This window comes from Zavarzinia compransoris (assembly GCF_003173055.1).
GTDB classification, from domain to species: domain Bacteria; phylum Pseudomonadota; class Alphaproteobacteria; order Zavarziniales; family Zavarziniaceae; genus Zavarzinia; species Zavarzinia compransoris.
In genome coordinates, this window is sequence record NZ_QGLF01000002.1 from 708,612 (window position 1) to 734,178 (window position 25,567).

At 68.8% G+C, this 25,567-nt stretch carries 28 protein-coding genes; 12 read left to right on the forward strand and 16 right to left on the reverse strand.

The genetic code is table 11. From position 1 onward, the window contains the following. The first annotated feature begins 59 nt into the window (after nt 1-59). Nucleotides 60-485 carry an MAPEG family protein gene (locus DKG75_RS09155; protein ID WP_109920774.1) on the forward strand — a complete coding sequence of 142 codons (426 nt, stop codon included), beginning with the start codon at nt 60-62 and terminating at the stop codon, nt 483-485. A 60-nt stretch (nt 486-545) separates the two neighbouring features. Here the strand turns inward: DKG75_RS09155 and DKG75_RS09160 are convergent, their stop codons facing one another. Continuing rightward, nucleotides 546-977, reverse strand: a complete 432-nt coding sequence (locus tag DKG75_RS09160) for an Rrf2 family transcriptional regulator (RefSeq protein ID WP_109920775.1) — start codon at nt 975-977, stop codon at nt 546-548. Between the two features lie 111 nt (nt 978-1,088). On the opposite strand from DKG75_RS09160, the gene DKG75_RS09165 reads away from it, so the two are divergent. Genes DKG75_RS09165 through DKG75_RS09175 form a run of 3 tightly spaced genes read left to right on the forward strand, consistent with a single transcriptional unit; the run spans nt 1,089 to nt 3,772 of the window. Beyond that, entirely contained in the window at nt 1,089-1,454 is a 366-nt protein-coding gene (locus tag DKG75_RS09165) for a group III truncated hemoglobin (protein WP_109920776.1), read from the forward strand. A gap of 12 nt (nt 1,455-1,466) precedes the next feature. Continuing rightward, entirely contained in the window at nt 1,467-2,672 is a 1,206-nt protein-coding gene (hmpA, locus tag DKG75_RS09170) for an NO-inducible flavohemoprotein (RefSeq protein ID WP_109920777.1), read from the forward strand. Nucleotides 2,673-2,677: 5 nt separating this feature from the next. Then, entirely contained in the window at nt 2,678-3,772 is a 1,095-nt protein-coding gene (locus DKG75_RS09175; RefSeq protein ID WP_208111980.1) for an HPP family protein, read from the forward strand. On the opposite strand, the gene DKG75_RS09180 is transcribed toward DKG75_RS09175, so the two are convergent. From DKG75_RS09180 to ccrA, 3 genes are all read right to left on the reverse strand, one after another. After that, nucleotides 3,769-4,191, reverse strand: coding sequence for a PaaI family thioesterase (locus DKG75_RS09180; RefSeq protein ID WP_166646391.1), 423 nt, complete (start codon nt 4,189-4,191; stop codon nt 3,769-3,771). The genes DKG75_RS09175 and DKG75_RS09180 overlap by 4 nt on opposite strands. A 2-nt stretch (nt 4,192-4,193) precedes the next feature. Next, complete coding sequence (locus DKG75_RS09185; protein ID WP_109920779.1) at nt 4,194-5,879, reverse strand: acyl-CoA dehydrogenase family protein; 1,686 nt, start codon at nt 5,877-5,879, stop codon at nt 4,194-4,196. Nucleotides 5,880-5,942: 63 nt separating this feature from the next. Continuing rightward, a complete protein-coding gene (gene ccrA, locus DKG75_RS09190; protein WP_109920780.1) occupies nt 5,943-7,220 on the reverse strand; it encodes a crotonyl-CoA carboxylase/reductase in 1,278 nt (425 codons plus the stop codon). A gap of 266 nt (nt 7,221-7,486) precedes the next feature. Between ccrA and DKG75_RS09195 the strand changes: the two genes are divergently transcribed. Continuing rightward, nucleotides 7,487-9,502 carry a protein meaA gene (locus DKG75_RS09195; RefSeq protein WP_109920781.1) on the forward strand — a complete coding sequence of 672 codons (2,016 nt, stop codon included), beginning with the start codon at nt 7,487-7,489 and terminating at the stop codon, nt 9,500-9,502. Between the two features lie 122 nt (nt 9,503-9,624). Further along, nucleotides 9,625-10,116: a hypothetical protein gene (locus DKG75_RS09200; RefSeq protein ID WP_109920782.1), complete on the forward strand. Its 492-nt coding sequence runs from the start codon at nt 9,625-9,627 to the stop codon at nt 10,114-10,116. A gap of 1 nt (nt 10,117) precedes the next feature. Here the strand turns inward: DKG75_RS09200 and DKG75_RS09205 are convergent, their stop codons facing one another. Further along, on the reverse strand, nt 10,118-11,110 hold the full coding sequence (locus DKG75_RS09205) for an aldo/keto reductase (RefSeq protein ID WP_109921081.1): 993 nt from the start codon (nt 11,108-11,110) through the stop codon (nt 10,118-10,120). A 94-nt stretch (nt 11,111-11,204) separates the two neighbouring features. Here DKG75_RS09205 and DKG75_RS09210 point away from each other — a divergent pair, with 94 nt between their 5' ends. Further along, the gene (locus DKG75_RS09210) at nt 11,205-12,107 is read left to right on the forward strand and encodes a LysR family transcriptional regulator (RefSeq protein ID WP_109920783.1); all 903 of its coding nucleotides are present in this window, start codon (nt 11,205-11,207) and stop codon (nt 12,105-12,107) included. A 7-nt stretch (nt 12,108-12,114) separates the two neighbouring features. Here the strand turns inward: DKG75_RS09210 and DKG75_RS09215 are convergent, their stop codons facing one another. Beyond that, a complete protein-coding gene (locus DKG75_RS09215; RefSeq protein ID WP_109920784.1) occupies nt 12,115-12,708 on the reverse strand; it encodes a TetR/AcrR family transcriptional regulator in 594 nt (197 codons plus the stop codon). A gap of 72 nt (nt 12,709-12,780) precedes the next feature. Between DKG75_RS09215 and DKG75_RS09220 the strand changes: the two genes are divergently transcribed. Next, nucleotides 12,781-14,046, forward strand: coding sequence for an MFS transporter (locus DKG75_RS09220; protein WP_109920785.1), 1,266 nt, complete (start codon nt 12,781-12,783; stop codon nt 14,044-14,046). A gap of 49 nt (nt 14,047-14,095) precedes the next feature. Here DKG75_RS09220 and DKG75_RS09225 read toward each other — a convergent pair whose 3' ends face one another. The 3 genes from DKG75_RS09225 to gluQRS form a co-directional block, all read right to left on the reverse strand. After that, nucleotides 14,096-14,977 carry a hypothetical protein gene (locus DKG75_RS09225; RefSeq protein ID WP_109920786.1) on the reverse strand — a complete coding sequence of 294 codons (882 nt, stop codon included), beginning with the start codon at nt 14,975-14,977 and terminating at the stop codon, nt 14,096-14,098. 187 nt (nt 14,978-15,164) lie between these two features. After that, on the reverse strand, nt 15,165-16,214 hold the full coding sequence (locus DKG75_RS09230; RefSeq protein ID WP_109920787.1) for an alcohol dehydrogenase: 1,050 nt from the start codon (nt 16,212-16,214) through the stop codon (nt 15,165-15,167). A gap of 118 nt (nt 16,215-16,332) precedes the next feature. Next, nucleotides 16,333-17,181 carry a tRNA glutamyl-Q(34) synthetase GluQRS gene (gluQRS, locus tag DKG75_RS09235; RefSeq protein ID WP_109920788.1) on the reverse strand — a complete coding sequence of 283 codons (849 nt, stop codon included), beginning with the start codon at nt 17,179-17,181 and terminating at the stop codon, nt 16,333-16,335. 69 nt (nt 17,182-17,250) lie between these two features. On the opposite strand from gluQRS, the gene DKG75_RS09240 reads away from it, so the two are divergent. Together DKG75_RS09240 and DKG75_RS09245 are read left to right on the forward strand one after the other, a co-directional pair. Continuing rightward, nucleotides 17,251-17,910, forward strand: coding sequence for an alpha/beta hydrolase (locus DKG75_RS09240; protein WP_109920789.1), 660 nt, complete (start codon nt 17,251-17,253; stop codon nt 17,908-17,910). 191 nt (nt 17,911-18,101) lie between these two features. After that, nucleotides 18,102-18,653, forward strand: coding sequence for an HNH endonuclease (locus DKG75_RS09245; RefSeq protein WP_208111998.1), 552 nt, complete (start codon nt 18,102-18,104; stop codon nt 18,651-18,653). Here DKG75_RS09245 and DKG75_RS09250 read toward each other — a convergent pair. Beyond that, on the reverse strand, nt 18,626-19,660 hold the full coding sequence (locus DKG75_RS09250; protein WP_109920791.1) for an NAD(P)/FAD-dependent oxidoreductase: 1,035 nt from the start codon (nt 19,658-19,660) through the stop codon (nt 18,626-18,628). The two genes, DKG75_RS09245 and DKG75_RS09250, sit on opposite strands and share 28 nt — an antisense overlap. Nucleotides 19,661-19,930: 270 nt before the next feature. Here DKG75_RS09250 and DKG75_RS09255 point away from each other — a divergent pair, with 270 nt between their 5' ends. Continuing rightward, nucleotides 19,931-20,383, forward strand: coding sequence for an Hsp20 family protein (locus tag DKG75_RS09255; protein WP_109920792.1), 453 nt, complete (start codon nt 19,931-19,933; stop codon nt 20,381-20,383). Between the two features lie 129 nt (nt 20,384-20,512). Further along, entirely contained in the window at nt 20,513-20,737 is a 225-nt protein-coding gene (locus DKG75_RS09260) for a DUF1150 family protein (protein WP_109920793.1), read from the forward strand. 33 nt (nt 20,738-20,770) lie between these two features. Here the strand turns inward: DKG75_RS09260 and ptsN are convergent, their stop codons facing one another. The 6 genes from ptsN to lptC form a co-directional block, all read right to left on the reverse strand. After that, on the reverse strand, nt 20,771-21,235 hold the full coding sequence (gene ptsN / locus DKG75_RS09265; protein ID WP_109920794.1) for a PTS IIA-like nitrogen regulatory protein PtsN: 465 nt from the start codon (nt 21,233-21,235) through the stop codon (nt 20,771-20,773). Between the two features lie 10 nt (nt 21,236-21,245). Further along, nucleotides 21,246-21,842: a ribosome hibernation-promoting factor, HPF/YfiA family gene (hpf, locus tag DKG75_RS09270; RefSeq protein WP_109920795.1), complete on the reverse strand. Its 597-nt coding sequence runs from the start codon at nt 21,840-21,842 to the stop codon at nt 21,246-21,248. A gap of 195 nt (nt 21,843-22,037) precedes the next feature. Further along, entirely contained in the window at nt 22,038-23,600 is a 1,563-nt protein-coding gene (rpoN, locus tag DKG75_RS09275) for an RNA polymerase factor sigma-54 (protein ID WP_109920796.1), read from the reverse strand. Nucleotides 23,601-23,612: 12 nt separating this feature from the next. Beyond that, the gene (lptB, locus tag DKG75_RS09280) at nt 23,613-24,362 is read right to left on the reverse strand and encodes an LPS export ABC transporter ATP-binding protein (protein ID WP_109920797.1); all 750 of its coding nucleotides are present in this window, start codon (nt 24,360-24,362) and stop codon (nt 23,613-23,615) included. Beyond that, nucleotides 24,359-24,916 carry an LptA/OstA family protein gene (locus DKG75_RS09285; protein ID WP_109920798.1) on the reverse strand — a complete coding sequence of 186 codons (558 nt, stop codon included), beginning with the start codon at nt 24,914-24,916 and terminating at the stop codon, nt 24,359-24,361. Before DKG75_RS09285 ends, lptB begins: the two co-directional genes overlap by 4 nt. After that, nucleotides 24,913-25,566 carry an LPS export ABC transporter periplasmic protein LptC gene (gene lptC / locus DKG75_RS09290; protein WP_166646390.1) on the reverse strand — a complete coding sequence of 218 codons (654 nt, stop codon included), beginning with the start codon at nt 25,564-25,566 and terminating at the stop codon, nt 24,913-24,915. The genes DKG75_RS09285 and lptC overlap by 4 nt, the downstream gene beginning before the upstream one ends. Between the last annotated feature and the right edge of the window lies 1 nt (nt 25,567).

Sequence of the window (25,567 nt, forward strand, 5' to 3'; positions counted from 1 at the left end):
CGGCGCGGAAATAGGATTAATCCTCTCCTGCCGTCAGGCTAAAAATGAGGGGAGATCTGATGTCCATCGCTGTTCTTTGCGTGCTTATCGCCATCCTGATGCCGGCCTTGACCAATATCGTCGGCAAGGTTTCGGCGGGCCGGGGCTATGACAATAATTCGCCGCGGCTCTGGCTGGAAAAGCAGACCGGCTGGCGCCAGCGGGCCTATTGGGCCCACAACAACCATCTCGAAGCCGTGGCACCCTTTGCCGCCGCGGTCATTCTCTGCTTCGTCGCCGGCGTCGATCGGGCCTGGCTCGACCAGTGGGCGATGATCTTCATCGCCGTCCGCCTCGTCTATACGGCGATCTATCTCGCCGATATCGGGCCCCTGCGCACCCTGGTGTGGATGGGCGGCGCCGCCATCATCGTCTGGATGCTGGTCAAGGCCGGCGTGGCCCTGGCGGCCGTCGCCCCGGTGGCGGTTCCGGCCATCGGCGGCTGAGCATACAAGCCCGCGGCCGCCGCCCGACCGGCGGCGGCCGTCCTCGATGCACGGCCGTTCTCAGTGAACGGCTGGGCGTTCCAGGAACAGGCGACCGATGTCGCCCCGCCGGCTCAGGATATCGGCCAGCGTATAGCGGTCGAGCACGGCGAGGAAGGCCGCCAGCGCCTCCGCCAGGACGCCGGTCAGGCCGCAGGCGGGCGCGATCACGCAGCGCCCGCAGTCGACGAGGTCGGTGCCCGCCTCGGTGCGCCGCACCACCGCCCCCACATTGATATCCGCCGCCGGCCGGGCGAGGCGGATCCCGCCCGAGCGGCCGCGCGTGCTGGCGACGACGCCGGCCTGCCCCAGGTCGCTGACCACCTTCATCAGGTGGTTCTGGGAAATGCCGTAGGCGGCGGCGACTTCGGCGATGGAACACAGGCGGTCCGGCCGGGCCCCCAAGTAGAGCAGCACCCGCATCGCATAGTCGGTATAGCGCGTCAGGTGCATGGCGGGGCGTGGTCCTCATAAATCATGCATTCAGGATATATCATTTTTCCCTTGCGCCCGCCAGCGCGGGTCAATAGATGTATATTATATGCATGATTTAGGGGCGGGGCGATGGACGCCGGGATCGACGACGAAGGCTTGCGCCGTCTGGTGGCGGCATTCTACGCGCGGGTTCGCCTGGATGCGGAACTGGGGCCGATCTTCAACGGCGCCATCGCCGACTGGCCGGCGCATCTGGCGACGCTCGGGGATTTCTGGTCGTCGGTGATGCACGCCGGCGGGCGTTACAGGGGCAATCCCCTGGCCGCCCACCTGAAGCATGCGGCAACCATCACCCCCGCCCATTTCGAGCGCTGGCTGGCCCTCTGGCAGGCCACGGCCGAGGAGGTCGCGCCCGAAGCCGCCGGCGCGCTTCAGGCCAAGGCCCGGCGCATCGCGGAAAGCCTGCAACTCGCCCTGTTCTATCGACCCGCCTGAGAGAGACGCTTCATGTCCAAGCCGTTGAGTGACCGCACGATCGCCCTCGTCAAGGCGACGATCCCCGCCCTTGAAGCCCATGGCCTTGCCATCGTGCGGGAAATGTACGACCGCCTGTTCCAGGACGCGGGCATCCGCGCCCTGTTCAACCAGTCCCACCACGGCGGCGCCGGCGCGCAGCCCAAGGCGCTGGCCGGCGCGATCCTCGCCTATGCCGCCCATATCGACGATCTGGCGGCGCTGGCCCCGGCGGTGGAGCGGATCGCGCAGAAACACGCAGGGTTGCAGATCCTGCCCGAGCATTACCCCCATGTCGCGACCGCCCTGCTCGGCGCGATCAAGGCGGTCCTCGGCGATGCCGCGACCGACGACATCCTGGCCGCCTGGGGCGAAGCCTATTGGTTCCTGGCCGATATCCTGATCGCGCGCGAAAGCCGCATCTACGGCGAGATCGCCGCCGCCGCGGGCGGCTGGGCCGGCTGGCGCGATTTCGTGATTGAGAAGGTTACCCCGGAAAGCGCGGTGATCGCTTCCTTCACCCTGCGCCCGGCCGATGGCGGGCCGGTGCTGCGCCACCGGCCGGGGCAATATCTCACCTTCTGGCTGGACCTGCCGGGCCATGGCCCGGTGAAGCGGAACTACAGCCTGTCGGCGGCGGCGGACGGCGCCACCTATCGGATCTCGGTGAAGCGGGAGCCGGGCGGCCTTGCCTCCAACTGGCTGCATGACGCCGGGCATCCGGGCACGGTGCTGAAGGTGGCGGCCCCGGCCGGCGAATTCTTCCTGGCCGAGGCGCCGCAACGCCCCGTGGTGCTGCTGTCCGGCGGGGTCGGGCTCACCCCCCTGGTCGCCATGTGGCAGGAGGCGGCCCGCCGGCATCCCGGGCTGCCGGTCCAATTCGTCCATGGCACGCTGGACGGCTCCACCCATGCCCTGGCGGCGGAGATCCGGGCCCTGGCCGATGAAACCCGGCGCATCACCACCTTCTATCAGTCGCCGCGGGCGGCAGACGTGGCGGCACGGGACTACGACCGGGCGGGGCTGATCGACGGTGCCTGGCTGCAGGCCCATACGCCGGTGGCCGCGGCCGATTATTACCTGTGCGGCCCGCGCGGTTTCCTGCGGGCGCTGGTGGCGGCGCTGTCGCTTGCCGGGGTGCCGGCGGACCGCATCCATTATGAATTCTTCGGCCCGGCCGACGAATTGCTGGCCGCCTGACCATCGTGGCTGGCCCCTTCCGCCATCTGGCCCCGGCGGGCCGGCTGGGCTGGCTGCGCGCCGCCGTCGGCGCCCTGACCGGCATCATGCTGACCACGCTGGTCACCCATCTGTGGCGGGAAAAGCTGGGGGTGGGGCCGGCGGCCCTGCCCCTGCTGGTGGCGCCCATGGGGGCCTCGGCCGTGCTGCTGTTCGCGGTTCCGGCCAGCCCCCTGGCGCAGCCGTGGTCGATCGTCGGCGGCAATGTCCTGTCGGCCCTGGCCGGCATCGCCTGCCGGCTGCTGATCGGCGATCCGACCTATGCCGGGGCGGTGGCGGTGGCGGCGGCGATCGCGGTCATGAGCCTGGCCCGCTGCCTGCATCCGCCGGGCGGGGCCAGCGCCCTGACCGCGGTCATCGGCGGACCGGAGATCGCGGCGGCCGGCTGGTCCTTCGCCCTGCTGCCGGTGGGCTTGAACGCCCTGGTCCTGCTTGCGGTCGGCTGGGCCTTCAACAATCTGACCAAGCATTGGTATCCGCACCGGGCGCCGCCGCTGGCGCCCAACCCGCATGAAACCGCCGACCCGCCGCCGCAGGACCGGGTGGGGGTGACCCCGGCCGATCTCGATGCCGTGCTCGCCCGCTACGACGAATTGCTGGACGTCAGCCGCGACGATCTCGCCAGCCTGTTCGCCCAGGTGGAACTCCAGGCGGAGCGCCGTCTCCACGGCGCCATCCGCTGCGCGCGCATCATGTCGCGCGACGTCATCCGCGCCGGGCCGGAGGAAGGCGTCGGCCAGGCGCGCGACCGCCTGCTGGCGCGCCGGCTCGCCGCCATGCCGGTGATTGCGGCGGACGGCGGCATTCTCGGCCTCGTCGGCCATGCCGAACTGCTGGCCGGGGCCGGCCGCCGGGTCGGGGAAGTGATGCGCCGCGAGATCGTCGTGGTCGCACCGGACGCGCCGATCGTCGACCTTCTGCCCGTCCTGTCCGGCGGGGTGCACCACGAGGTGCTGGTGGCCGGGGCCGACGGCCGGCTGGCCGGGATGATCACCCAGACCGACCTGATTGCCGCCCTCTGGCGCGGCCATGTCGCCGAACAGGCGGCGCGGGCGATTTAGCTGATGGCAAGCAATTTGCCGGTCGCCGAGGCGCGGACCAGCAGGCGGCCGTCGTCGCCGACGAGGTCGCCCTCGAGGAAGGTGATGGAACGCCCGAGGCGCAGGACCCGGCCGAGCGCCCGGATGGTGCCGGGCGGCACCGGCTCGAAATAGGAAACTTTGAGTTCCAGGGTCGGCGGCGTGAAGCGGCTCTCGGTGGCCAGGATCAGGGCGACGGCCATGACATCGTCGAGCATGGCGGCGAGAAAGCCGCCCTGGACCACGCCGCGCGGGTTCAGGAATTCCGGCCTGCCCTCGAATGTCGCCTGCAATTCCCGCCGGGCCGGATCGAAGCCGACCGGCGCGAAGCCGAGATGGGCGGAACAGGCGGGCAGGGGCAGCGCGCCGAAGCGCGCCGCCAGATCGTCACCAGCCGGCAAGATCAGCCTTCGAGCAGGCGGCGGGCGATGACGTTGGCCTGGATCTCGGCCGCACCCTCGAAGACGTTGAGGATGCGGGCGTCGCACAGCACGCGGGAGATCGGATATTCCTCGGCATAGCCGTTGCCGCCGTGGATCTGCATCGCATTGTCGGCGGTCGCCCAGGCGACGCGGGCGCCCAGCAGCTTGGCCATGCCGGCCTCGAGGTCGCAGCGGCGCTCCGCATCCTTTTCGCGGGCGGCGAAGAAGGTGATCTGGCGCGCGATCATGACTTCGACCGCGGCCCAGGCCAGCTTGCCGAAGACGCGCGGGAAGGCATAGATCGGCTTGCCGAACTGGATGCGTTCCTGGGCATAGCGAAGGCCCAGCTCGAGGGCCGACTGGGCGACGCCGACGGCACGGGCCGCGGTCTGGATGCGGGCGGATTCGAAGGTAGTCATGAGCTGCTTGAAGCCCTGGCCTTCCTGCTGGCCGAGCAGGTTCTCGGCCTTCACCTCGAAACCGTCGAAGCCGATCTCATATTCCTTCATGCCGCGATAGCCGAGCACCTTGATCTCGCCGCCAGTCATGCCCGGGGTGGGGAAGGGATTGGCATCGTCGCCGCGGATCTTCTCCGCCAGGAACATGGAGAGGCCCTTGTAACCCGGCTCGGCGCTGTTGGTGCGGGCCAGCAGGGTCATGACGTCGGCGCGGGCGGCATGGGTGATCCAGGTCTTGTTGCCCGTCACCTTGTAGACGTCGCCGTCCCGGACCGCGCGGGTGCGCAGCGAGCCGAGGTCGGAGCCGGTGTTCGGTTCGGTGAAGACCGCGGTCGGCAGCAGCTCGCCGCCGGCGATCAGGGGCAGCCATTTCCGCTTCTGCTCTTCCGTGCCGCCGGCCATCACCAGTTCGCAGAAGATCTCGGCGCGGGTGCCGAGCGAGCCGACGCCGATATAGCCGCGCGACAATTCCTCGGTCACCACGCACATGGCGGTCTTGCCCAGGCCGTGGCCGCCGTATTCCTCCGGCAGGGTGAGGCCGAAGACGCCCAGTTCCGCCAGCTCGGAAAGGATCGTGAGCGGAATGAACTCGTCCTTCAGGTGCCATTCATGGGCGAAGGGGATGACCTTGTCTTCCGCGAAGCGGCGGAAACTGTCGCGGACCATGGCCATGGTCTCGTCGAGGCCGAGGTCGCCGAAGCCCGACGCCAGGCCGTCCGCGATCAGGCCGGCCAGTTCGGCGCGCACCTCGGCGGTATTGCCGCTGGCGATGAGATCGGCGACTTCCGGCACCGCCAGATAGGCGGCGACCTGGGTGGCCGTCAGGCCGTAATCGGCCGGGCGGACGACTTCGCCCTGGCTCATGGGGATGCCGCCGACGATCTGCGACAGATATTCGCCGAAGCCGGCCTGGAGGATCAGGGTCTCCAGCCGGCCGAGCTTGCCTTCCGCCTTCAGGCTTTCCGCCCAGTGCAGCAGCTGGCGCAGCGATTCGACATAGGTGGCGAGCCAGGCGAGGCCATGGGCCGCGAACTGCTCGGCCTCCAGCTTGGCGCCGGAAACCTTGCCGTTCACGGCGACCTTGGCCAGCACGGCCGCCTTGGCTTGCCCGAGGAGCGTGTCCGCCGCTTGAACCGCCGCCCCCGCCTTGCCGAACAGGTCGGCAAGAAGGATGTCGGCGGCTTCGGTGGCTGTGGCGGCAAGGCTCATGGCATCGCTCCTCGGGTACTTCTCTACGTGTTGCTCGGTGCTCAGTCTTCTAGGCGGTTTCGATCAGGGCTGGAGGCCGGCCTCGATCGTGTCCTCGAAGGTGCGCAGGCCCGGATATTTGGCCGAGACCATCACCGCCATGTTGCCCGGCTTGTGCTGGTTCTTCCACATCTTGGTATGCGCGCGAGGAATGTCGGCCCAGGAGAAGACTTCCGACATGCAGGGGTCGAGGCGGCGCTCGATGACGAGCTGGTTCGCTTGGGCGGCCTGCATCAGGTTCGCGAAGTGGCTGCCCTGGATACGCTTCTGGCGCATCCACACGAAGCGGGCGTCGAAGGTGATGTTGAAGCCGGAGGTGCCGGCGCAGAACACCACCATGCCGCCGCGCTTCACCACGAAGGTGGAGACCGGGAAGGTCGCCTCGCCCGGGTGCTCGAACACGAAGTCGACGTCGTTGCCCTTGCCGGTGATGTCCCAGATCGCCTTGCCGAACTTCTTCGCTTCCTTCATGAAGGCGTCGAATTCCGGCGAGTTGACCTTGGGCAGCTGGCCCCAACACTTGAAGTCGTTGCGGTTGATGACGCCCTTGGCCCCCAGCGACATGACGAAATCGCGCTTCGTCTCGTCCGAGATGATGCCGATCGCATTGGCGCCCGAGATCGAGATGAGCTGGATCGCCATGGAGCCGAGGCCGCCCGAGGCGCCCCAGACCAGGACATTGTGACCGGGGCGCAGGATGTGCGGGCGGTGCCCGAACAGCATGCGGTAGGCGGTCGCCAGCGTCAGCGTGTAGCAGGCGGCCTCTTCCCAGGTCAGGTGCTTCGGGCGGTGCATCAGCTGGCGCGCCTGGATGACCGTGAACTGGGCGAAGGAACCGTCGGCGGTTTCATAGCCGTAGATGCGCTGGGACGGCGAGAACATCGGGTCGCCGCCGTTGCACTCCTCGTCGTCGCCGTCGTCCTGGTTGCAGTGAACCACGACTTCGTCGCCGACCTTCCAGCGCTTCACCTTGGCGCCGACCTTCCACACCACGCCCGACGCGTCGGAGCCGGTGATGTGATAGTCCTTCTTATGGACGTCGAAGGTCGACACCGGGATGCCGAGACCGGCCCAGACGCCGTTGTAGTTGACGCCGGCCGCCATGACCAGCAGCAGGACTTCGTCCTCGCCGATCTCGGGCACGGGCATTACTTCAAGCTGCATCGCCGTCTCGGGCGGGCCGTGGCGATCCGCGCGGATCACCCAGGCGTACATTTCCTTCGGCACATGGCCGAGCGGCGGAATTTCGCCGATTTCGTAGAGATCCTTGACCGGTTGGCCCGTGGTCGTGGTCACCGTCATCCTTCAGTCCCTCGCGCTCCGTCGGTTTGTACGTCGGGTTGTTGCTGTTTTTCCCGCTTGCCGGCTCTATCCCGCATCATATGGCAATCTGATGAACCGGATAGGGCGGGAGTTTTGGATGCAGTCGGATCGAGTTGCAAGTTTATTTTGCGTCGCACAACATGCTATTTGAATAATATGGCATTGGATATGCTCCAAAAGCGCAACGACAAATCCCGTCAATAGGCTTTTGGTGCCATAAAATTGCGAGACGTAGGGAATCAGAGATGAGTGAGAGCAAGCGCGAAGGCACGGCGGCGGCAGGGGCGAAGCCCCGGCGGGACGATCCCTGGCTGATCCGGACCTATTCCGGGCATTCGTCGGCCTCGGCCTCGAACGCATTGTACCGCACGAACCTCGCCCGCGGCCAGACAGGTTTGTCAGTAGCCTTCGATCTTCCCACCCAGACCGGGTATGACGCCGACCATGTGCTGTCGCGCGGGGAAGTGGGCAAGGTCGGGGTGCCGATCTCCAATCTCGGCGACATGCGCACCCTGTTCGACGGCATTCCGCTCGGCCGGATGAACACGTCGATGACGATCAATGCGACGGCGGCCTGGCTGCTTTCGCTCTATATCGCGACGGCCGAGGAACAGGGCGCCAGCCGCGCCGACCTCCAGGGCACGACGCAGAACGACATCATCAAGGAATATCTGTCGCGCGGGACCTATATCTTCCCGCCCCAGCCCTCGATGCGCCTGACCGCCGACGTCATTTCCTTCACCTACAAGGAAGTGCCGAAGTGGAACCCGATGAACGTCTGCTCCTACCACCTGCAGGAAGCGGGGGCGACGCCGGTGCAGGAACTGGCCTATGCGCTCGCCACCGCCCAGGCGGTGCTGGACGAGGTGAAGAAGGCGGGCCAGGTTCCGGCCGCCGACCTGCCCAAGGTGGTGGGGCGCATTTCCTTCTTCGTCAATGCCGGCATCCGCTTTCTGACCGAAATCTGCAAGATGCGGGCCTTCACGGAACTGTGGGAAGACATCACCCTGAACCGCTACGGCGTCCAGGAAGAGCGCTACCGCCGCTTCCGCTACGGCGTGCAGGTGAACAGCCTGGGCCTGACCGAACCGCAGCCGGAAAACAACGTCTACCGCATCCTGCTCGAAATGCTGGCGGTGACCCTGTCCAAGGATGCCCGCGCCCGTTCCGTCCAATTGCCGGCCTGGAACGAGGCCCTGGGCCTGCCGCGGCCCTGGGACCAGCAATGGTCGCTGCGCTGCCAGCAGATCCTGGCCTATGAGACCGACCTGCTCGAATTCGGCGATATCTTCAACGGCTCGACCGTGGTCGGCCAGAAGGTGGCCGAACTGAAGGAGGCGGCGCTGGAGGAACTGGGCCGGATCGAAGCCATGGGCGGCGCCATCGCCGCGGTCGAAGCGTCCTACATGAAGCAGCGCCTGGTCGAAGCGAACGCCCAGCGCCTTGCCGCCATCGAATCGGGCGAGATGACCGTGGTCGGCGTCAACCGCTTCACCGAATCGGCCCCGAGCCCGCTCGCCACCGGCGACGAGGGCGCCATTCTCGTGGTCGACGATGCCGCCGAGGTCGAGCAGGTGGAGCGCCTGAAGGCGTGGCGCGCATCGCGCGACGACAAGAAGGTCAAGGCCGCGCTCGAAGCGCTGCGCAGCGCCGCCGTCGAGGGCCGCAACATCATGGAACCCTCGATCGCGGCGGCGCATGCCGGCGTCACCACCGGCGAATGGGGCCAGACGCTGCGCGAAGTCTTCGGCGAATACCGGGCCCCGACCGGCGTCGCCCGGGCGGCTTCGGCCCCGGCCGGCGATATGGCGGCGGTGCGCGCCAAGGTCGACGAGGTTTCGGCCAAGCTGGGCCGGCGCCTGAAGTTCCTGGTCGGCAAGCCGGGGCTGGACGGCCATTCCAATGGCGCCGAGCAGATCGCGGTCCGGGCGCGCGATGCCGGCATGGAAGTGGTCTACGAGGGCATCCGCCTGACCCCGGCCCAGATCGTCAATGCCGCCCTGGAAGAAGGCGTGCATGTGGTCGGCCTGTCCATCCTCTCGGGCAGCCATGTGGCGCTGGTGACCGATGTCCTCGACAAGATGCGCGAGGCCGGCATCGCCGACATCCCGGTCATCGTCGGCGGTATCATCCCGCCCGAGGACGAGGCCAAGCTGAAGGCGGCCGGCGTCGCCCGCGTCTATACCCCGAAGGATTACCAGCTGACCGACATCATGGCCGACATCGTCGCCATGATCGACGAATTGCCGGTCGCGGCGTAATCCGCTGCCCCGAGCCATGCATGGCATGCGTGGCTCGGGGGGGCTCCCCTGCAAAGCCGGCAGTTTCCGTCCCGCCGTTCCGGTGCTCAACTCATGGCTCGGCAAGCAACCGGGGGGATGCCATGGCCAACTACAGACAGACAGCGCCCATCGGGCAGTTCGATCCTTTCGCCTGCTGGGCGGCCAGCACGTCCTGGTGGCTGAAGGCGCTCGGCGGCGGCCGCCCGGCGCTCAGCCAGATGGATCTGATCAGCCAGTACACCCGCTTCTGCGACGACAGCGGCGGCCTGCCGCACAGCTACTTCATGAACAATCTGGCCAAGGAGGCCCGTTTCATGATGCGGCCGGCCTATTCCCAGTCCTCGCAATGGGCCAATGCGCCCATGCCCCTGGGCGACCGGCCGGTGATCGTGGTCTTCAACTATCCGCTGGTCGGCGGCACCCACATGAATGTGATCTTCGACCAGAACAAGGAAACGCGCACGGTGACCGCGATGGAACCCTTCCACCCCCATCCGGGGACGGACGGCCAGCGCACCGGCCGCTTCGTCGAGCGGCCGGAGAGTTTCTACCTCAGCGGCAGTCCGGTGATCGGCTTCGTCTGGGCCAAATAGCCTATCGCTCGCTGTCGAGTTGGGCCATGTGCAGCGCCGGATAGCGGTCGCCCCTGGCCGCCCCCTTGGGCACCGCCGCTTCGATCGCGGCGAGATCCGCGGCATCGAGTCCGAGCGCGAGGGCCGTCAGGCTCTCGTCCAGGCGGTCGCGGCGGCGGGCGCCGACCAGGGGAACGATGTCGGGACCCTGCGCCAGCACCCAGGCGATGGCGACCTGGGCGACGGTGACGCCCCGGGCGGCTGCGATCTCGCGCAGTTTCTCGACCAGGGCCAGGTTGTGGTCCAGGTTGTCGCCGGCAAAGCGCGGGCTGAAGCCGCGGAAATCGCCGGCCCGGGGCGCACCCGCCTGCCAGTGCCCGCTGATCAGCCCGCGCGCCAGCACGCCATAGGCGGTGACGCCGATGCCCAGGGCCCGGCAGGCCGGCAGGATCGCGGCCTCGATCCCCCGGGCGATCAGGGAATATTCGATCTGCAGGTCGGCGATCGGGTGCACGGCGGCGGCGCGGCGGATGGTCTCGGCGCCGACTTCCGACAGGCCGACATGGCGCACCCAGCCGGCTTTCACCATGTCGGCGATGGCGCCGATCGTATCCTCGACCGGCACCTGGGGGTCGAGGCGCGACAGGCGGTAGATGTCGACATGATCGGTGCCCAGCCGCTTCAGGCTCATGGCCAGGAAGTTGCGGACCGAGGCCGGCCGGCCATCGTAGCCGGCGAAACCGCCGGCGGGATCGCGCAGGGCGCCGAATTTCACCGACAATTGATAGCGCTCGCGCGGGAGGCCGCGCAGCGCCTCGCCGATCAGCATCTCATTATGGCCGGAGCCGTAGAAATCCCCGGTGTCGAGCAGGGTGATACCGGCATCGAGGGCGGCATGCAGGGTGGCGATGCTCTCGCCCCGGTCGTTGGGGCCGTAGAAATCCGACATGCCCATGCAGCCGAGGCCGAGGGCGGAAACCGTGGGGCCGTCACGGCCGAGAAGGCGCTGTTCCATGTCAACCTCCGTCATGGGATGGCCGGAGCATGCGGCGGTTTTCACCGTTCGATAATCTGTTAAGGTCAGAACAACTTGTACGGATACCCGGACAATGACCGCACCCGACCTTGCCGATCTCGAAGCCCTGGCCCTGGTGGCGGCGGCGCGCAGCTTCAGGGGCGCGGCGGCCCGGAGCGGGCTGTCGGCCTCGAGCCTGTCCGATGCCGTGCGCCGGCTGGAGGCGCGGCTGGGGGTCCGGCTGCTGAACCGCACCACCCGCAGCGTCGCCCCGACCGAGGCGGGCCTGCGCCTGCTGGAACGGCTGCGCCCGGCCCTGGCCGAGGTGCGGGCCGCGCTCGATGTCGTCAACGGCTTCCGCGACAGCCCGACCGGCACCCTGCGCCTGAATGTCCCCGGCATCGTGGGACGCCTGATGTTGCCGCGCATCCTGCCGCCGTTCCAGGCGGAACATCCCGGCATCACGGTCGAGGTGACGGCGGACGACCAGTTGATCGACGTCCTCGGCGCCGGCTTCGATGCCGGGGTGCGCTATGGCGAGATGCTGGAACAGGATATGATCGCCGTGCCCCTGGGCCCCCGGGTGCAGCGCTATGCGCTGGCCGCAGCACCATCCTACCTGGAACGCCACGGATCGCCCGGGCACCCGCGCGACCTTCTCGGTCACGCCTGCTTGCGCTACCGCTTCCTCTCGGGCGCCCGGCCGGCCTGGGAATTCGAACGGGCGGGGCAGGTGGTCAGGGTCGATCCATCGGGGCCCCTGCTGGCCAATTCGATCGAAATGATCCTGGCCGGCGCCGCGGCCGGCCTCGGCATCGTCTTCAGCTTCGAGGACCTGGTGGCGCCCCTGATCGCGGAGGGCCGCCTCGTCGCCCTGCTGCCGGACTGGTGGGGGGAATTTCCGGGGCCGTTCCTCTATTGCCACGACCGCCGTCTCATGCCGGCCCCCTTGCGCGCCTTCATCGACCACCTGCGCGGGCCGCACGGCCGCTGGTAGGCGTCGCTCAAAGGCTGGCGTCGATCAGGGCCGCGGCGGCGGCGGCGAGGTGGACGGCCGGCCCGTCGCCCTCGAACAATTGGGCGCTGGCATAGGTCCCCTCGATCAGGAGCAGCAGGCCGTCGCCCAGCAGGTCGGGATTGCGGGCGCCCATGTCGCGCGCCAGCGCCCGCAGGCGGCGCCGGTATTCCTTCTTGTTCTCGACCGAGAGCCGGCGGGCCGGGTGGTCCCGGTCCGGGTATTCGACCGCCGCATTGGTCATGCCGCAGCCCCGATAGCGGCTGACCCGGGTGCGGTCCTCGATCGCCTGCACCCAGGCCAGGACCTGCGCCTTGGGATCGCCGGCATGGGGCGCGGTCACCGCCTCGAAACGGTCCCAGAACTCCCGGTCGTAGTCGCGGATATAGGCGGCGGCCAATTCGTCCTTCGAGGCGAAGGCGCGATAGAGGCTCGGCTTGGTCACGCCGGCGGTGGTGACGATCTCCTCCACCCCGACGTCGCGGATGCCCCGGCGATAGAACAGGTCGCGGGCGGTTTCCCGGATCCGGTCGACGGCGCGGCGGGGCTTGCCCGGGTCTGTGACTTTGGCGGCGGCGGTCATGCAAAAACTTCTGTTGACGGTGTTACCGATCGGTACGTATCTAGAGGCATCTGAAACGTACCGGTCAGTAACATGAAGATAGTCCGCCCGCGGCCCTTTGGCCAGAAATATGCGTTCGTGGTGGTGGGCGTGGTCTTCCTCGCCCTGCTGGTCTCGGCCGGGCAGCGCTCGGCGCCCGGCGTGCTGATCCGCCCGCTGGAGGAGGCTTTCGGCTGGAGCCGGGAAACGGTCTCGCTGTCGGCGGCGATCGGGATTTTCCTCTACGGCATGGTCGGGCCCTTTGCCGCCACCCTGATGGTCAGCCTGGGCATTCGCCGCGTCGTGCTCGGCGCCCTGGTCCTGATGACGGCGGCGACCGGCCTGTCCTATTTCATGGCCGAGGCGTGGCAGTTGATCCTGACCTGGGGCGTGTTCTCGGGGCTCGGCTCGGGCTGTATCGCCATCGTCCTCGGGGCGACGGTGGTGAACCGCTGGTTCGCGACCAACCGGGGCCTGATGATGGGGCTGCTCACCGCCAGCGCGGCCACCGGCACCCTGCTGTTCCTGCCCGCGCTGGCCGCACTGGCCGATGCCTTCGGCTGGCCCTCGGTGGTGCTGACGGTGGCGGCGGCTTCCGCCCTCATGATCCCGCTGGTCTGGTGGCTGCTGCCGGAAAGCCCGGCGGCGATCGGCCAATTGCCCTATGGCGCGGCCGAGGCGCCGGCGGCGGCCCCGCCCCGGGCCGGCAACATGATCGTCGCCACTTTCGCCACCCTTGGCCGGGGCATGCGGACCAAGGCGTTCTGGTATCTGTTCGCCACGTTCTTCATCTGCGGCTTCACCACCAACGGGCTGGTCGGCACCCATCTGATCGCGCTCTGCGGCGACCAGGGCATCCCGGAGGTGCAGGCGGCCGGGCTGCTGGCCGCCATGGGCCTGTTCGACCTGATCGGCACCACCCTGTCGGGCTGGCTGACCGACCGTTTCGATCCGCGCAAGCTGCTCTTCGTCTATTACGGCATCCGCGGCCTGTCGCTGATCTTCCTGATCCATTCGGATTTCGACCTGTTCAGCCTCGCCCTGTTCTCGATCTTCTTCGGGCTGGACTGGATCGCCACCGTGCCGCCCACGGCGCGGCTCGCGAACGAGCATTTCGGCGACCGCGACGCGCCGGTGCTGTTCGGCTGGATCGCCGCCGGCCACCAGATGGGCGCGGCCAGCGCGGCCTTCTTCGCCGGCTATATGCGCACCGTCCAGGGCAATTACCTGGATGCCTTCGTCATCGCCGGGGCGACCGGGCTGGTTGCCGCCCTGCTCTCGGTCATGATGGCGCGGCGCCCGGCCCAGCGGCCGGCCTGACGGCGGCAGGAAACGGCCGGGGCGGTGGTGCCGCCCCGGCCGGTGCCCGTCAGTTCACGCGGCGGAACTGGCCGCCCTGAACCATGAACGTGTTCTGGTCGATGATGCGCAGGGGCTGGCTGTCCGGCTCCGGCGTGAAATCGGTGCATTGGCCGTTGTAAAGGCAGACCGATTTCGGTTCCCACTCGGTCGGGACCAGTTCCAGGACCTGGCCGTTCAAGCTCCAGGTGCCCTGGATGGTCAGGGTCGCCGAGGTGATCTGCGGCGCCTGGGTATACTGGAAGAACCGCCCGTCGGCATAGAAGGTGGTCTGGATGATCTGGTTGATGCCGTCCGCGAACACCTGGCCCTGCCAGGTCCCGACCAGGATCTGCTGAAGATTGCCCTGGCCCTGTCCACCCTGGCCCTGTCCACCTTGACCGCCCGGTCCGCCTTGGCCGCCCGGGAAGGGCGGCGGGGGCGGGGGCGGGTTGCCGCCGCCGAGCGAGCCCTGGCCACCGGGGGGCGGGGGCGGGGCCGGCGGCGTCGGGGCGGGGGGCGTTCCGCCCTGGCCGCCGGCAAGGCCGCCCAGCGTACCGCCGCCGCCCGAGGCGCCGCCATTGCCCGATGACCCGCCCTTGCCCGAGGAGCCGCCCGGGCCTGCGCCCGGCGCGCTGTCGCCGCCGGCCGCAGGCGGGGCCGGGGGTGTCGGTGCAGGCGGTGTGGGGGCAGGCGGCGTAGGCGCAGGCGGCGTGGCGCCCGGCGCCGGCGGTGTCGGTGCAGGCGCGGCGGGCGGGGGCGCGGCGGGCGGCGTTGCGGCCGGCGCCTCGGCGGCGGGCGTCGCCGCCGGTTGGGACGAACCGCCCCCCAGCAGCCCGAATTCATAGGCGCCGACGACCGCGGCCACGATGACCGCGGCGGCGCCGATGGTGATCAGATTCGAATTGGCCATGCACGCATCTCCCCAGGATGGGCCACACTCTTCTTCGGGCAGTCATGGCCTGCGGAAGAGGTCACCCCCCGTCGGAATGCCGCTGGCCCCTTGCCCCCAATGGCCGATCGGGCCGGGCAGGCCGGCCCGACGGGCACCGGCACCATTCGTGCGCCAAACGGGCCGGCTTGCAAGGGACATTTCAGAGTCAAGCGGTCAGCACCATGCGCCCGATCACCTTGCCGGCCTTCAGGTCGTGCAGGGCTTCCGTCGCCTCGGTCATGGGGCGGAGCGTGACCGGCACCGTCGCGACCTTGCCGGCCTTGACCAGGTCCAGCAGTTCGGCGAGTTCCGGCAGGCTGCCGACATAGGAGCCGACGACCGAGATGCCGTTCCAGGGAAAGAGCGGGATCGGCATGTTCAGGGCGCCGCCGAACAGGCCGACGACGACGGCGGTGCCGCCCCGGCGCAGGCCCCGTATCGCCAGTTGCAGGGTCGCGTCGGCGCCGACGAAATCGAAAGCGGCATGGACGCCGCCATAGCCCTTCTGCAAGCGGGCGAGACTGTCCTTGTCCCGGGGGTCGAGCACTTCGGCGGCGCCTGCGGCCCGGGCCGCTTCCGCCTTGGCCGGGTCGATCTCGGCGACGACGACGGTGGCGGCGGGATAGAGCGAGCGGGCAACCTGGATCGCCATCAGGCCGACACCGCCGGCGCCGACGATCAGGATGGGATCGCCCGCGCCCGCCGCCGGGATCTTCTTCAGGGCGGCATAGGCGGTCAGGCCCGAGCAGGCCAGGGGGCCGGCGCGGTCCTCGTCGATCCCGGCATAATCGAGGACGTAGCGCGGGTGCGGCACGGTCACCGTATCGGCATAGCCGCCGTCGACATTGACGCCCAGATGCCGGCTCTTCGGGCACAGGTGTTCGAGGCCCCGGGCGCAGGTCGGGCAGGCGCCGCAGCCGATCCAGGGGTAGACCACGCGGCGGTCGCCGACCGCGACACCCGTCGCCGCGGGGCCCGCGGCCAGCACCGTGCCGACGATCTCATGGCCGAGGGTGAAGGGCAGCTTGCGGCCGCCGCGCACGTCGAGGCGGTTGCCGCCCCCCATCTCGAAGTAACCCTCGTAGATATGAAGGTCGGAATGGCAGACGCCGCAGCGCGAGATCCGCACCACCACCTCGGTGCCCTGGGGCACGGGATCCGGTTCCACCTGCGCGCACAGGGGGGCTGCGTATTCCACCATTTTCTGGCTTTTCATTGAACTCTCCTCCGCCTTGTGGCGGCGGCGAACTCTCCCCCGCCTTGCGGCGGCGGGATCTCTCCTCCGCCTCACGGCGGCAAGGTACGGGAGCGGGGGCGTCTCAGCAAGGCGGCCTTCAGCCGGGCGCGAGGCCGAGACGGCGGCGCAGGTCCGCCGGGCTCTCGCCTGCCGCGCGCATGGCCGCCAGGGTCAGGGCCCGGTCGCGCTTGGCAAGGCGGATGCCGTCCTCGCCCATGACCAGCCCGTGGTGGGCGTAGTCCGGCACCGGCAGGTCCAGCAGCGCCTGGAGCAGCCGGTGGACATGGGTCGCCGGAAAGAGATCGACGCCCCGGGTCACCAGGGTGATCCCCTGCAGGGCATCGTCGACGGTGACCGCGAGGTGATAGGACGCCGGCGTTTCCTTGCGGGCGAGGACGACATCGCCCAATTCTTCCGGCCGCGCCTCCTGGCGGCCGGCCTTCTCGTCGTGCCAGCACAGCGCCGGGCCGACGATGCGGCGCGCCCCGGCGATATCGAGGCGAAGGGCATGGTCCTGCCCCCCGGCCAGGCGCCGGCCGCGGGCCGCCGCGGTCAGATGGCGGCAGGTGCCGGGATAGAGCGGGCCGGCCGGCCCCTGGGGCGCGCCCACCGCCTGGGCGATTTCGCTCCGGGTGCAGAAACAGGGATAGAGCACGCCCAGCGCCTCCAGCCGGGCCAGCGCCGCGCGGTAATCGTCGAAATGCGCCGACTGGCGGCGCACCGGCCCGTCGGACATGATGCCGAGCCAGGCGAGATCCTCGATGATGGCGGCATCGAAGGCGGGACGGCAGCGGGTCTGGTCGATATCCTCCATCCGCACCAGGAAGCGCCCGCCCGCCGCCCGGGCCCGGTCGTGGGCGATCCAGGCGGCATAGGCATGGCCCAGATGCAGGCCGCCGGTCGGGCTTGGTGCAAAACGGGTGGAAATGGGTGCAAATGGGACCAATGCGGTCTTTTCCTGTAACGATTCGTCTTCATGATTATGGCAGCCGTTTCAGGGGGCAGGAGTGTTTGCATGACCAGGCTTGATGGACCGCGCCTCGCGCCGCCGGAGGACCGCCCGGCGCGCCAATTGGTCGTGCTGCTTCACGGCTTCGGTGCCGACGGCGAGGACCTGATCGGCCTCGCGCCCTATTGGCGCCGCCTGCTGCCGGATGCCTATTTCGTCGCGCCCGACGGGCCGGAACCCTGCGCCATGGCGGGGTTCGGCCGGCAATGGTTCCCGCTGACCGATTTTTCCGAGACCGAGCGCTTGGCCGGGGCCCGGATCGCGGCGCCCCTGCTCGATCGTTTCCTCGACGACGAATTGACCCGCCTCGGTCTTGCCGACCGCGATCTCGCCCTCGTCGGCTTCAGCCAGGGCTGCATGATGGCGCTGCATGTCGGCCTGCGGCGGCGGGCGCCGGCGGCGGCGGTGATCGGCTATTCCGGCGCCCTGGCCGGGGCGGGCGAGGTGCTGGCGGCGGAATTGACGTCGCGTCCGCCGGTGCTTCTCGTCCATGGCGACCAGGATCCGATCGTGCCGGTCGCCGCCCTGCACCGCTCGGTCGCCGGCCTGGACGCGGCAGGGGTGACGGTCCAGCGCCACATCGAGCATGGCCTCGCCCATGGCATCGGGCCCGAGGGGCTGGCGCTCGGCGGCGAATTCCTGTGCCGCATGCTGCTGGACCAATAGGCACCGTCACGGCGGCGTAACACAGTATGTAGTATTTTACTGGCGCGGAACCGCAAGGCTTGACACTATTTCCTCGAGCCGCCGCGCGGCTCTGGAATGGTTCGGGGCCTTGACCTGAATGCGTCCGGTCGGGCTCCCGTTTACGGGTAGCCCGTTTACGGGTAGAAGGGCGAGGCGGTTCGATGAACGCGATGTCCCATCCGGTGGAGGCCTGTCCCGCGCTGGTCCTGAACGCGGATTACCGGCCTCTCAGCTATTTTCCTCTCAGCCTGTGGTCGTGGCAGGACACGATCAAGGCGGTCTTTCTCGGCCGGGTGAACATCCTGTCCGAATACGACCGCATGGTGCGCAGCCCCAGCTTCGAGATCCGCCTGCCGTCGGTCGTCTCGCTGAAAACCTATGTGCAGCCGGCCCGCCACCCGGCCTTCACCCGGTTCAACGTCTTCCTGCGCGATCGTTTCGCCTGCCAGTATTGCGGCGACGGCGACGACCTGACCTTCGACCATGTGGTGCCGCGCAGCCGGGGCGGGCGCACCACCTGGGACAATATCATCACCGCCTGCTCGCCCTGCAACCTGCGGAAGGGCGGGCGCCTGCTGAAGGAATCCGGCCTGCACCTGCGCTCGCATCCCTTCGTGCCGACGGTCGGGCAATTGCAGGAGAACGGCCGCTCGTTCCCGCCCAACTACCTGCATGAATCCTGGAACGACTTCCTCTACTGGGACGCCGAACTGGAGGCTTGAGAAAGCCGCAGGCCCAGGCGTTCGGCCAGCGCCGTGCCCATGGCCCGGCCGGACAGGAAGGCCCCCTCGATGCGGGCGCCCAGGCACCAGTCGCCGCAAGCCCCGATCGGCCGCCGCGGGTCGATCAGATAGGGCTGGCCCAGCGGCCGGGTGGTCTGGGCATGGCGCCAGCGGTGGGCGATCCTGGTCGCCGGCCACGCATCGATGCCGGTGACCGCGGCGAAGGCGGCGGCGAGGCGGGGGGCGATCGTCTCCGCCTCCTCGTCCAGATGGGCGGCGCTCCAGGCCGGGGCGGCGTGGACCACCCAGGTTTCCCGGTCCCGGGGCCGGCCCGGCTTGCTGCTGTCCCGGGCGATCCAGGCCAGCATGCCGCCGCCGAGGGCGGGATCGACGAAGGCGCCGTCGAAGGGCAGGGGCAGGGGCGCGTCGAAGGCCAGCATCAAGGCCCAGCAGGGCGCGATCTCGACCGCCGCGACCCGTGTCGCCAGGGCGGGTTCGAGGGCGAGCAGGGGGACCGCCTGGGGCGCCGGCGTCGCCACCACGATGCCGTCATAGGGGCCGAAATGTTCGCCCTGGCGGTCGGTGACCGTCAGTTTCGCGCCGCGGGTGACGATCTCGCGCAATTCGACGTCATAGACGGTGGCGCCGCTGCCCAGGGCGCCGACCAGCGCGCTCATGCGCGGGCAGCCGACGAAACGCGCCTCGCCGCCCTCGCCGGGCACGAAGCCCCCGGGGCCGAGGGTGCCGATCGTCCCGCCCCAGGGCGCGATGCTGCCTTGCGCGACCAGGGCGGCGACCCGCGCCTTCAGGGCCGGATCGCGGACGGTGAAATATTGCGCGCCATGGTCCCATTGGCGGGGGCCGTCGCGCCGGGTCGACAGGCGCCCGCCGGCGCCGCGCCCCTTGTCGAAGACGGTGACCAGGGCGCCCGCTTCCGACAGGGCCGCGGCGGCGCTTTGCCCGGCGATGCCGCCGCCGATGACCGCAACCAGGGGACCGTAGTGCATCGCCGCCTCCTCGCCTGTGCCGTGCGTCGGGATGTGGAGCGGAAAACCGATCGGACCAGAAGGGCCGGCCCGGCGTAGCGCGGGCGACCGCGACAGATGTACACCTTGCCGGGCGGCGGGGACAGACCCCTTGATTTTGATCACGCCGTCGCCAGATCATAGGGGCGCAGGTGGTGCCTTCGGGGCCCCTGCCGGGGTTTTCCCCGGTCGACGTAATCCCAGCGCGGCTGCCCGGGCTTTCGGGGGCCGCAGGTCGTGGGGCCAAGGCTTATGACTCGTCTGTCCGTCTTCAACAGTCCGCTCCTGCTCGGTTTCGACCATATGGAGCGGGTCCTCGACCGGGTCGCGAAATCGGCGACCGACGGCTATCCGCCCTATAATATCGAGCAGACGGGGCCGAACGCCCTGCGCATCACCCTGGCCGTCGCCGGTTTCGCCCGCGAGGACCTGGCGGTCACGGTGGAGGAAAACCAATTGATCGTGCGCGGCCGCCAGGCGGCCGAGGACGGCAAGCGCGTCTATATCCATCGCGGCATCGCCGCCCGCCAGTTCCAGAAGGCTTTCGTCCTGGCGGAAGGGATCGAGATCGTCCGCGCCGGCCTCGACAACGGCTTGCTCCATGTCGACCTGCGCCGGCCGGTGCCGGCCAGCGTGGTCCGCCATATCCCGATCGACGGCAGCGCCGAGGGCGGCGAAGTGCTGGAGACCGGCGAGGAAGGCTGAGCAAGGGGCGCCGGCCGGCGGTCGGCGGCGCCAGGCATACCAAGGGCGCCGGCGGCGCCAGGCATACGAGGCCGCAACGGCTCGTTAAGCAGGATGGGCCCATCATGGGGCATCCAGCGGAGGTGTGAGATGATTGGTGGAACCAAGGATACGGATATCCGGCTCATCACGCCGGAAGTGCTGGCCAACCTCGGCGGCGGGGTTCTGGTCTATGTTAAGCCGGTGACGGTCGAGGGCAAGGATGTGGTCGCCGTCCATGGCGCCGACGGCGCCCTGCTCGCCCTGCTCGAGACCCGCGACCTCGCCTTTGCCGCCGCCCTCCAGTACGAGATGCAGCCGCTCAGCGTGCACTGACCGGTCCCCGTCCCGGAAGCGGGGCGGGCGTGCTCAGGCCGCGTGGGGTCGGGCGTCGTCGGTCAGCAGGGCGTAGATCGCCTCGACCGAATCGCAATGGCGCAGCTTCTCGCAGGTTTCCTTGTCGCGCAGCAGGCGCGACACCCGGGCCAGCGCCTTCAGGTGATCGGCCCCGGCGCCCTGGGGCGCCAGCAGCAGGAACACGAGGTCGACCGGCTGCTCGTCGATCGATTCGAAGTCGATCGGTTCGGCCAGGCGGGCGAAGAGGCCGAACAGGCGGTCGATCTCGCCCAGCTTGCCGTGGGGGATGGCGATGCCCTGGCCGACCCCGGTGGTGCCCAGGCGCTCGCGTTCGAGAAGGATGTCGAAAATCGTCCGCTCGTGCACGCCGGTGATGGTGGCGGCACGCGCGGACAATTCCTGCAAGGCTTGCTTCTTGCCGTTGGCCCTGAGGTCGGCAATCACGCCCTCAGGGCTGATGATGGTGCTAAGCTCCAAGACGACTGCCTCACACCGTGGCGCCGACGGCGCGCTTGTTCGGCTCGATCCAGCCGATGTTTCCGTCAGGGCGACGGTAGACCACGTTCAGTCCGCCGTTCGCGCTGTTCCGGAACATCATCGCCGGATGGGCGCTGAGATCAAGGCGGAACACAGCCTCGGAAACGGTCAGGGTCTCGATCTCGGCTTCGTTTTCCGCGATCACCAGCGGGCCTTCGTTGCCGTTGTCGAGGGGGGCGTCGTCATCCGCATCGTCATGGGCGGGCGACAGCACATAGGCGAGCGCCGGCTCGAGGGTGCGCTGGGCGCCGTGATGGTGATTCTTCAGGCGCCGCTTGTGGCGGCGCAGGCGCTTCTCGACACGATCGGCAGCGGCTTCGAAGCCGGCGTAGATTTCGGTGCCGTCACCTTCCGCATTCACCGTAAGCCCGGCACCGAAATGCACGGTGATGTCGGTGCGGAACAGGTGCGCCTCCCGCGAGAAGGTCACCGATGCATCGATCGGCCGGTCGTAATACTTGCCGACGAGGCCCTTGAGCCGCTCGGTCACATGGGTGCGAAGGGCGTCGCCGACGTCGATCTGTTTGCCGGAAATGATCAGCTTCATGTCTTACCTGCGCTTGAGGGATGGGGCGCTTGGACGATGCTCAGGACCCGGCGGCGTCCTGTCATTGATGGGGGTCAATCTCCCCGAGGGCGCGACCGGGCCGGAGCCCCGTCCCATCATACTTACGATCTAACGCCCCGGGATTCCAGTGGTGACCGTCACCGTCACGTTTTTTCCGCAGGCGCGAAAGCCGCGTCAGCGCCCGCGCGCCGCCTTCTGACGCCGACGATCCGTGGAGGATCCGATGCCCATGGCCTCGCGGTACTTGGCGACAGTGCGGCGGGCGATGTCGATGCCGTCACGTTTCAGCAGTTCGACCAGCTTGTCGTCGGACAGGATGGCGGTGGCCGCCTCGCCGTCGATCAGCTGCTTCAGGCGGTGGCGCACCGCCTCGGCCGAATGGGCGTCGGAACCGTCGGTCGAGCCGATCGCGGCGGTGAAGAAGAATTTCATTTCGAACAGGCCGCGCGGCGTCCACACCCATTTGTTAGCGGTGACGCGGGACACGGTCGATTCGTGCATGCCGATCTCTTCGGCGATCGCCTTCAGGTTCATCGGCCGCAGGTGGGTGATGCCGAAGCGCAGGAACGCATCCTGCTGGCGCACCAGCGAGGTCGCGACCTTCAGGATGGTGCGGGCGCGCTGGTCCAGCGCCTTGACCAGCCAATTGGCCGAGGCGAGGCAATCCGAGAGATAGGCCTTGTCGTCCTTGCGCGCGCCGTCATGGGCGGACAGGCGGGCGGCATAGCGCCGGTCGATCAGCACCCGCGGCATGGTGTCGGCGTTCAGTTCGATCAGCCAGTCGCCGTCGGGCCCGCGCCGGATATAGACGTCCGGAATCACCGCATGCACCGGCGCCGTGTCGAAGGCGTGGCCGGGCTTGGGGTTCAGGGTGCGGATTTCCTTGATGATCTCGACGATCTCGTCCTCGTCGACCCCGGCAAGGCGCGACAGCTGGCCGAGATCGCGCCGCGCCACCAGGTCGAGATGGCGCAGGACCGCCGCCATGGCCGGGTCGAGGCGGTCCGCCTCGCGGCACTGGATTTCCAGGCATTCCTGGAGGCCGCGGGCGAAGACGCCGGGCGGGTCCAGGGCCTGGAGCTGGCGCAGCAGCACCTCCAGCCGGGCTTCGCCGATGCCGAGGCGGGCGGCGATATCGGCGGTCGATTCGCCGAGATAGCCGGCCTCGTCGAGGGAATCGACCAGATTGGCCGCGATCAGCCGGTCCGCCGCCGACAGCGGCAGTTCGGACAATTGCGCCATCAGGTGCTCGCGCAGCGACACGCCGGCGGCAAGACGCTCGTCGCCGGCGAAGTCGCTGTCCTCGAAATCGCTGCGCCCGCCGGCGCCGATGCCGCCCCAACTGGTCTCGGTCAATCCGTCCGGCCCCTGGGGGCCGGCGAATTCGGCCCGGTCGGTGACCGAATCGTCGCCGAAGACATTCTCGTAGCCGTCCTGCAGGCTGGCCGCCGGCTCGCCCATGTCGCGGCTGTCGCGAATGTCGCGGTCGATGCCCGCCGGGCCGTCGCCGGATGGCGCGGGTGCGTCCTCGGCCCGGGCGGCGCTCTCCGCCTCGGGTCGTTCCGCCTCGCCGCCATGGTCGTCCTGGGTGAGCAGGGGGTTGCGCTCAAGCTCCTGTTCGACGAAGGACGCCAGCTCGATCTGGCTCAATTGCAGCAGTTTGATCGCCTGCTGCAACTGGGGGGTCATCACCAGCGACTGGCCCTGCTTCAGCTCCAGCCGTTGTGTGATCGCCATGATCCTTACCTGTCAGAGACTGAATCTATCGCCAAGATAGACGCGGCGGACACCCTCGTGGGCGACCACCTCGTCGGGCGGTCCTTCCATCAGGACCTGTCCCTCGTGAATAATGTAGGCCCTGTCGATCATGTCCAGCGTTTCGCGGACATTGTGGTCCGTGATCAGCACGCCGATGCCCCGATCCTTGAGATGGGAGATCAGGTGGCGGATGTCGTCGACCGCGATCGGGTCGATGCCGGCCAGCGGTTCGTCCAGCAGGATGAAGCTGGGGCTGGTCGCCAGCGCCCGCGCGATCTCCACGCGCCGCCGCTCCCCGCCCGACAGCGCCACCGACGAGGTGTTGCGCAGGTGGGCGATGGAGAATTCCGCCAGCAGGTCGTCGAGAACAGCCTCGCGGCGGTCGCGCTCGGTCTCGACGATCTCGAGCACCGAGCGGATATTGTCCTCCACCGTCAGGCCCCGGAAGATCGAGGCTTCCTGCGGCAGATAGCCGATGCCGAGGCGGGCGCGCCGGTACATCGGCAGGGCGGTGACGTCGCGCCCGTCGAACAGGATGCTGCCGTAGTCGGGCGCGATCAGGCCTGAGATCATATAGAAGCAGGTGGTCTTGCCGGCGCCGTTCGGGCCGAGCAGGCCGACCACCTCGCCGCGCTGCAATTGCAGGCTGACGCCCCGGACCACCGGGCGCTTGCTGTAGATCTTGCCGAGCGAATGGGCGACCAGGCCGGTTTCGATCGCCGGCGGGGCGGCATCGGTCATGGGCCGGTCTTCTTCTCGGGCACGATCAGGCCCTTGACCCGGCCGTCGCCGTCGCCGGCACCGCCGGTCATGACGCTGCGGCCGGTGTTCAGGTTGACCACCAGTTCGCTGCCGCGGAGGACGTTCTCGCCCCGGGTCAGCACCACCTTGCCGGTCATGGTGACGATGCCCTTGTCGGGATCGTAGACGGCGGCGTCGCCCTGGGCCGTATCCTCGCCCGAGGTGACGAAGACATTGCCCTTCGCCGTGATCCGCTTGATCCCCGAAGGCCCGCCGCCCGCCCCATCGGCGACCGAACCGCCGGCATAGACCACTTCCAGCCGGTCGGCGCGCAGGATCATCCGGTCCTGGGTCACCTTCACGTTACCGACGAAGACGGCCGACGACGAACTGTCCGTCACTTCCAGGGAATCGGCCAGGATCTCGATCGGGGCGCCGGAATTGAAATTCAGGCGCGGGGGGCCGTTCTGGGCCGCCGCCGGCAGGCCCAGGGCCAGCCCGGCGACGAAACCAAGGGCGATCGCATGGCGCAGAACTCGTACCGCTTTCGTCATTGACCATCCCTCGGCAGGCCGGCGCCGGCGTCTTCGCTGCGTGTGATCACGGCCCTGACATTGCCGTTGAACCGCAGGCTGTGTCCACCGTCGCTGGCGCTCATGCTGTCCGCTTCGATCCGGCCGGTCGGGCCCGATCCCACCACCCGCTTGTCGCTCGAAGCCGTGCCTTTGGCAAGATCCAGGAGCACGCTTTCGAGCTTTACCACATGGCCGTCGGCCAGCGTGACCGTCACGCCGCCGTCGAGCGCCAGGGTTTCCTCCCTGATGCGGTAGATGCCGGTGGCGGCGACCACGGTCACCGGGCGGCCGTCCTCCATGGCGACGTCCGCCTCGATCTCGTGCAGGGTGACCATGGTCGGCTCCAGCCCGTCGGCGGTCGCGCCCTTGGCGGTCAGGACATAGGGCCGGCCGCGGTCGTCGGCGCCGGTCAACACCGGGGCGACCATTTCGAGGCCGTCCGCCCGGATCTCGACGTCGCTATAGGACAGGGCGATGTCGCGCCGGTTCTCGATCGAGGGCCAGATCAGCACGGCGGCCAAAAGGCCGACCGCGACCAGCGGCAGCACGATCTTCATCAGGCCGACGAAGCGGCTGTAGCTGCGCCCGGTGCGCGGCGCCGGCTTGGGCAGGGTGGCGCGGCGCGCCATC

Excerpts from the sequence above, each read along its gene's own strand:
- DKG75_RS09245 (WP_208111998.1), top strand. The coding sequence starts at position 18,102 with ATGTCCCATCCGGTGGAGGCCTGTCCCGCGCTGGTCCTGAACGCGGAT.
- DKG75_RS09285 (WP_109920798.1), bottom strand. The coding sequence starts at position 24,916 with ATGACGAAAGCGGTACGAGTTCTGCGCCATGCGATCGCCCTTGGTTTC.
- DKG75_RS09195 (WP_109920781.1), top strand. The coding sequence starts at position 7,487 with ATGAGTGAGAGCAAGCGCGAAGGCACGGCGGCGGCAGGGGCGAAGCCC.
- ccrA (WP_109920780.1), bottom strand. The coding sequence starts at position 7,220 with ATGACGGTGACCACGACCACGGGCCAACCGGTCAAGGATCTCTACGAA.
- DKG75_RS09260 (WP_109920793.1), top strand. The coding sequence starts at position 20,513 with ATGATTGGTGGAACCAAGGATACGGATATCCGGCTCATCACGCCGGAA.
- rpoN (WP_109920796.1), bottom strand. The coding sequence starts at position 23,600 with ATGGCGATCACACAACGGCTGGAGCTGAAGCAGGGCCAGTCGCTGGTG.
- lptC (WP_166646390.1), bottom strand. The coding sequence starts at position 25,566 with ATGGCGCGCCGCGCCACCCTGCCCAAGCCGGCGCCGCGCACCGGGCGC.
- DKG75_RS09225 (WP_109920786.1), bottom strand. The coding sequence starts at position 14,977 with ATGGCCAATTCGAATCTGATCACCATCGGCGCCGCCGCGGTCATCGTG.
- DKG75_RS09200 (WP_109920782.1), top strand. The coding sequence starts at position 9,625 with ATGGCCAACTACAGACAGACAGCGCCCATCGGGCAGTTCGATCCTTTC.
- DKG75_RS09155 (WP_109920774.1), top strand. The coding sequence starts at position 60 with ATGTCCATCGCTGTTCTTTGCGTGCTTATCGCCATCCTGATGCCGGCC.
- hmpA (WP_109920777.1), top strand. The coding sequence starts at position 1,467 with ATGTCCAAGCCGTTGAGTGACCGCACGATCGCCCTCGTCAAGGCGACG.
- DKG75_RS09250 (WP_109920791.1), bottom strand. The coding sequence starts at position 19,660 with ATGCACTACGGTCCCCTGGTTGCGGTCATCGGCGGCGGCATCGCCGGG.
- DKG75_RS09205 (WP_109921081.1), bottom strand. The coding sequence starts at position 11,110 with ATGGAACAGCGCCTTCTCGGCCGTGACGGCCCCACGGTTTCCGCCCTC.
- DKG75_RS09220 (WP_109920785.1), top strand. The coding sequence starts at position 12,781 with ATGAAGATAGTCCGCCCGCGGCCCTTTGGCCAGAAATATGCGTTCGTG.
- hpf (WP_109920795.1), bottom strand. The coding sequence starts at position 21,842 with ATGAAGCTGATCATTTCCGGCAAACAGATCGACGTCGGCGACGCCCTT.
- DKG75_RS09165 (WP_109920776.1), top strand. The coding sequence starts at position 1,089 with ATGGACGCCGGGATCGACGACGAAGGCTTGCGCCGTCTGGTGGCGGCA.
- DKG75_RS09210 (WP_109920783.1), top strand. The coding sequence starts at position 11,205 with ATGACCGCACCCGACCTTGCCGATCTCGAAGCCCTGGCCCTGGTGGCG.
- DKG75_RS09255 (WP_109920792.1), top strand. The coding sequence starts at position 19,931 with ATGACTCGTCTGTCCGTCTTCAACAGTCCGCTCCTGCTCGGTTTCGAC.
- DKG75_RS09185 (WP_109920779.1), bottom strand. The coding sequence starts at position 5,879 with ATGAGCCTTGCCGCCACAGCCACCGAAGCCGCCGACATCCTTCTTGCC.
- DKG75_RS09230 (WP_109920787.1), bottom strand. The coding sequence starts at position 16,214 with ATGAAAAGCCAGAAAATGGTGGAATACGCAGCCCCCCTGTGCGCGCAG.
- DKG75_RS09240 (WP_109920789.1), top strand. The coding sequence starts at position 17,251 with ATGACCAGGCTTGATGGACCGCGCCTCGCGCCGCCGGAGGACCGCCCG.
- DKG75_RS09160 (WP_109920775.1), bottom strand. The coding sequence starts at position 977 with ATGCACCTGACGCGCTATACCGACTATGCGATGCGGGTGCTGCTCTAC.
- DKG75_RS09215 (WP_109920784.1), bottom strand. The coding sequence starts at position 12,708 with ATGACCGCCGCCGCCAAAGTCACAGACCCGGGCAAGCCCCGCCGCGCC.
- lptB (WP_109920797.1), bottom strand. The coding sequence starts at position 24,362 with ATGACCGATGCCGCCCCGCCGGCGATCGAAACCGGCCTGGTCGCCCAT.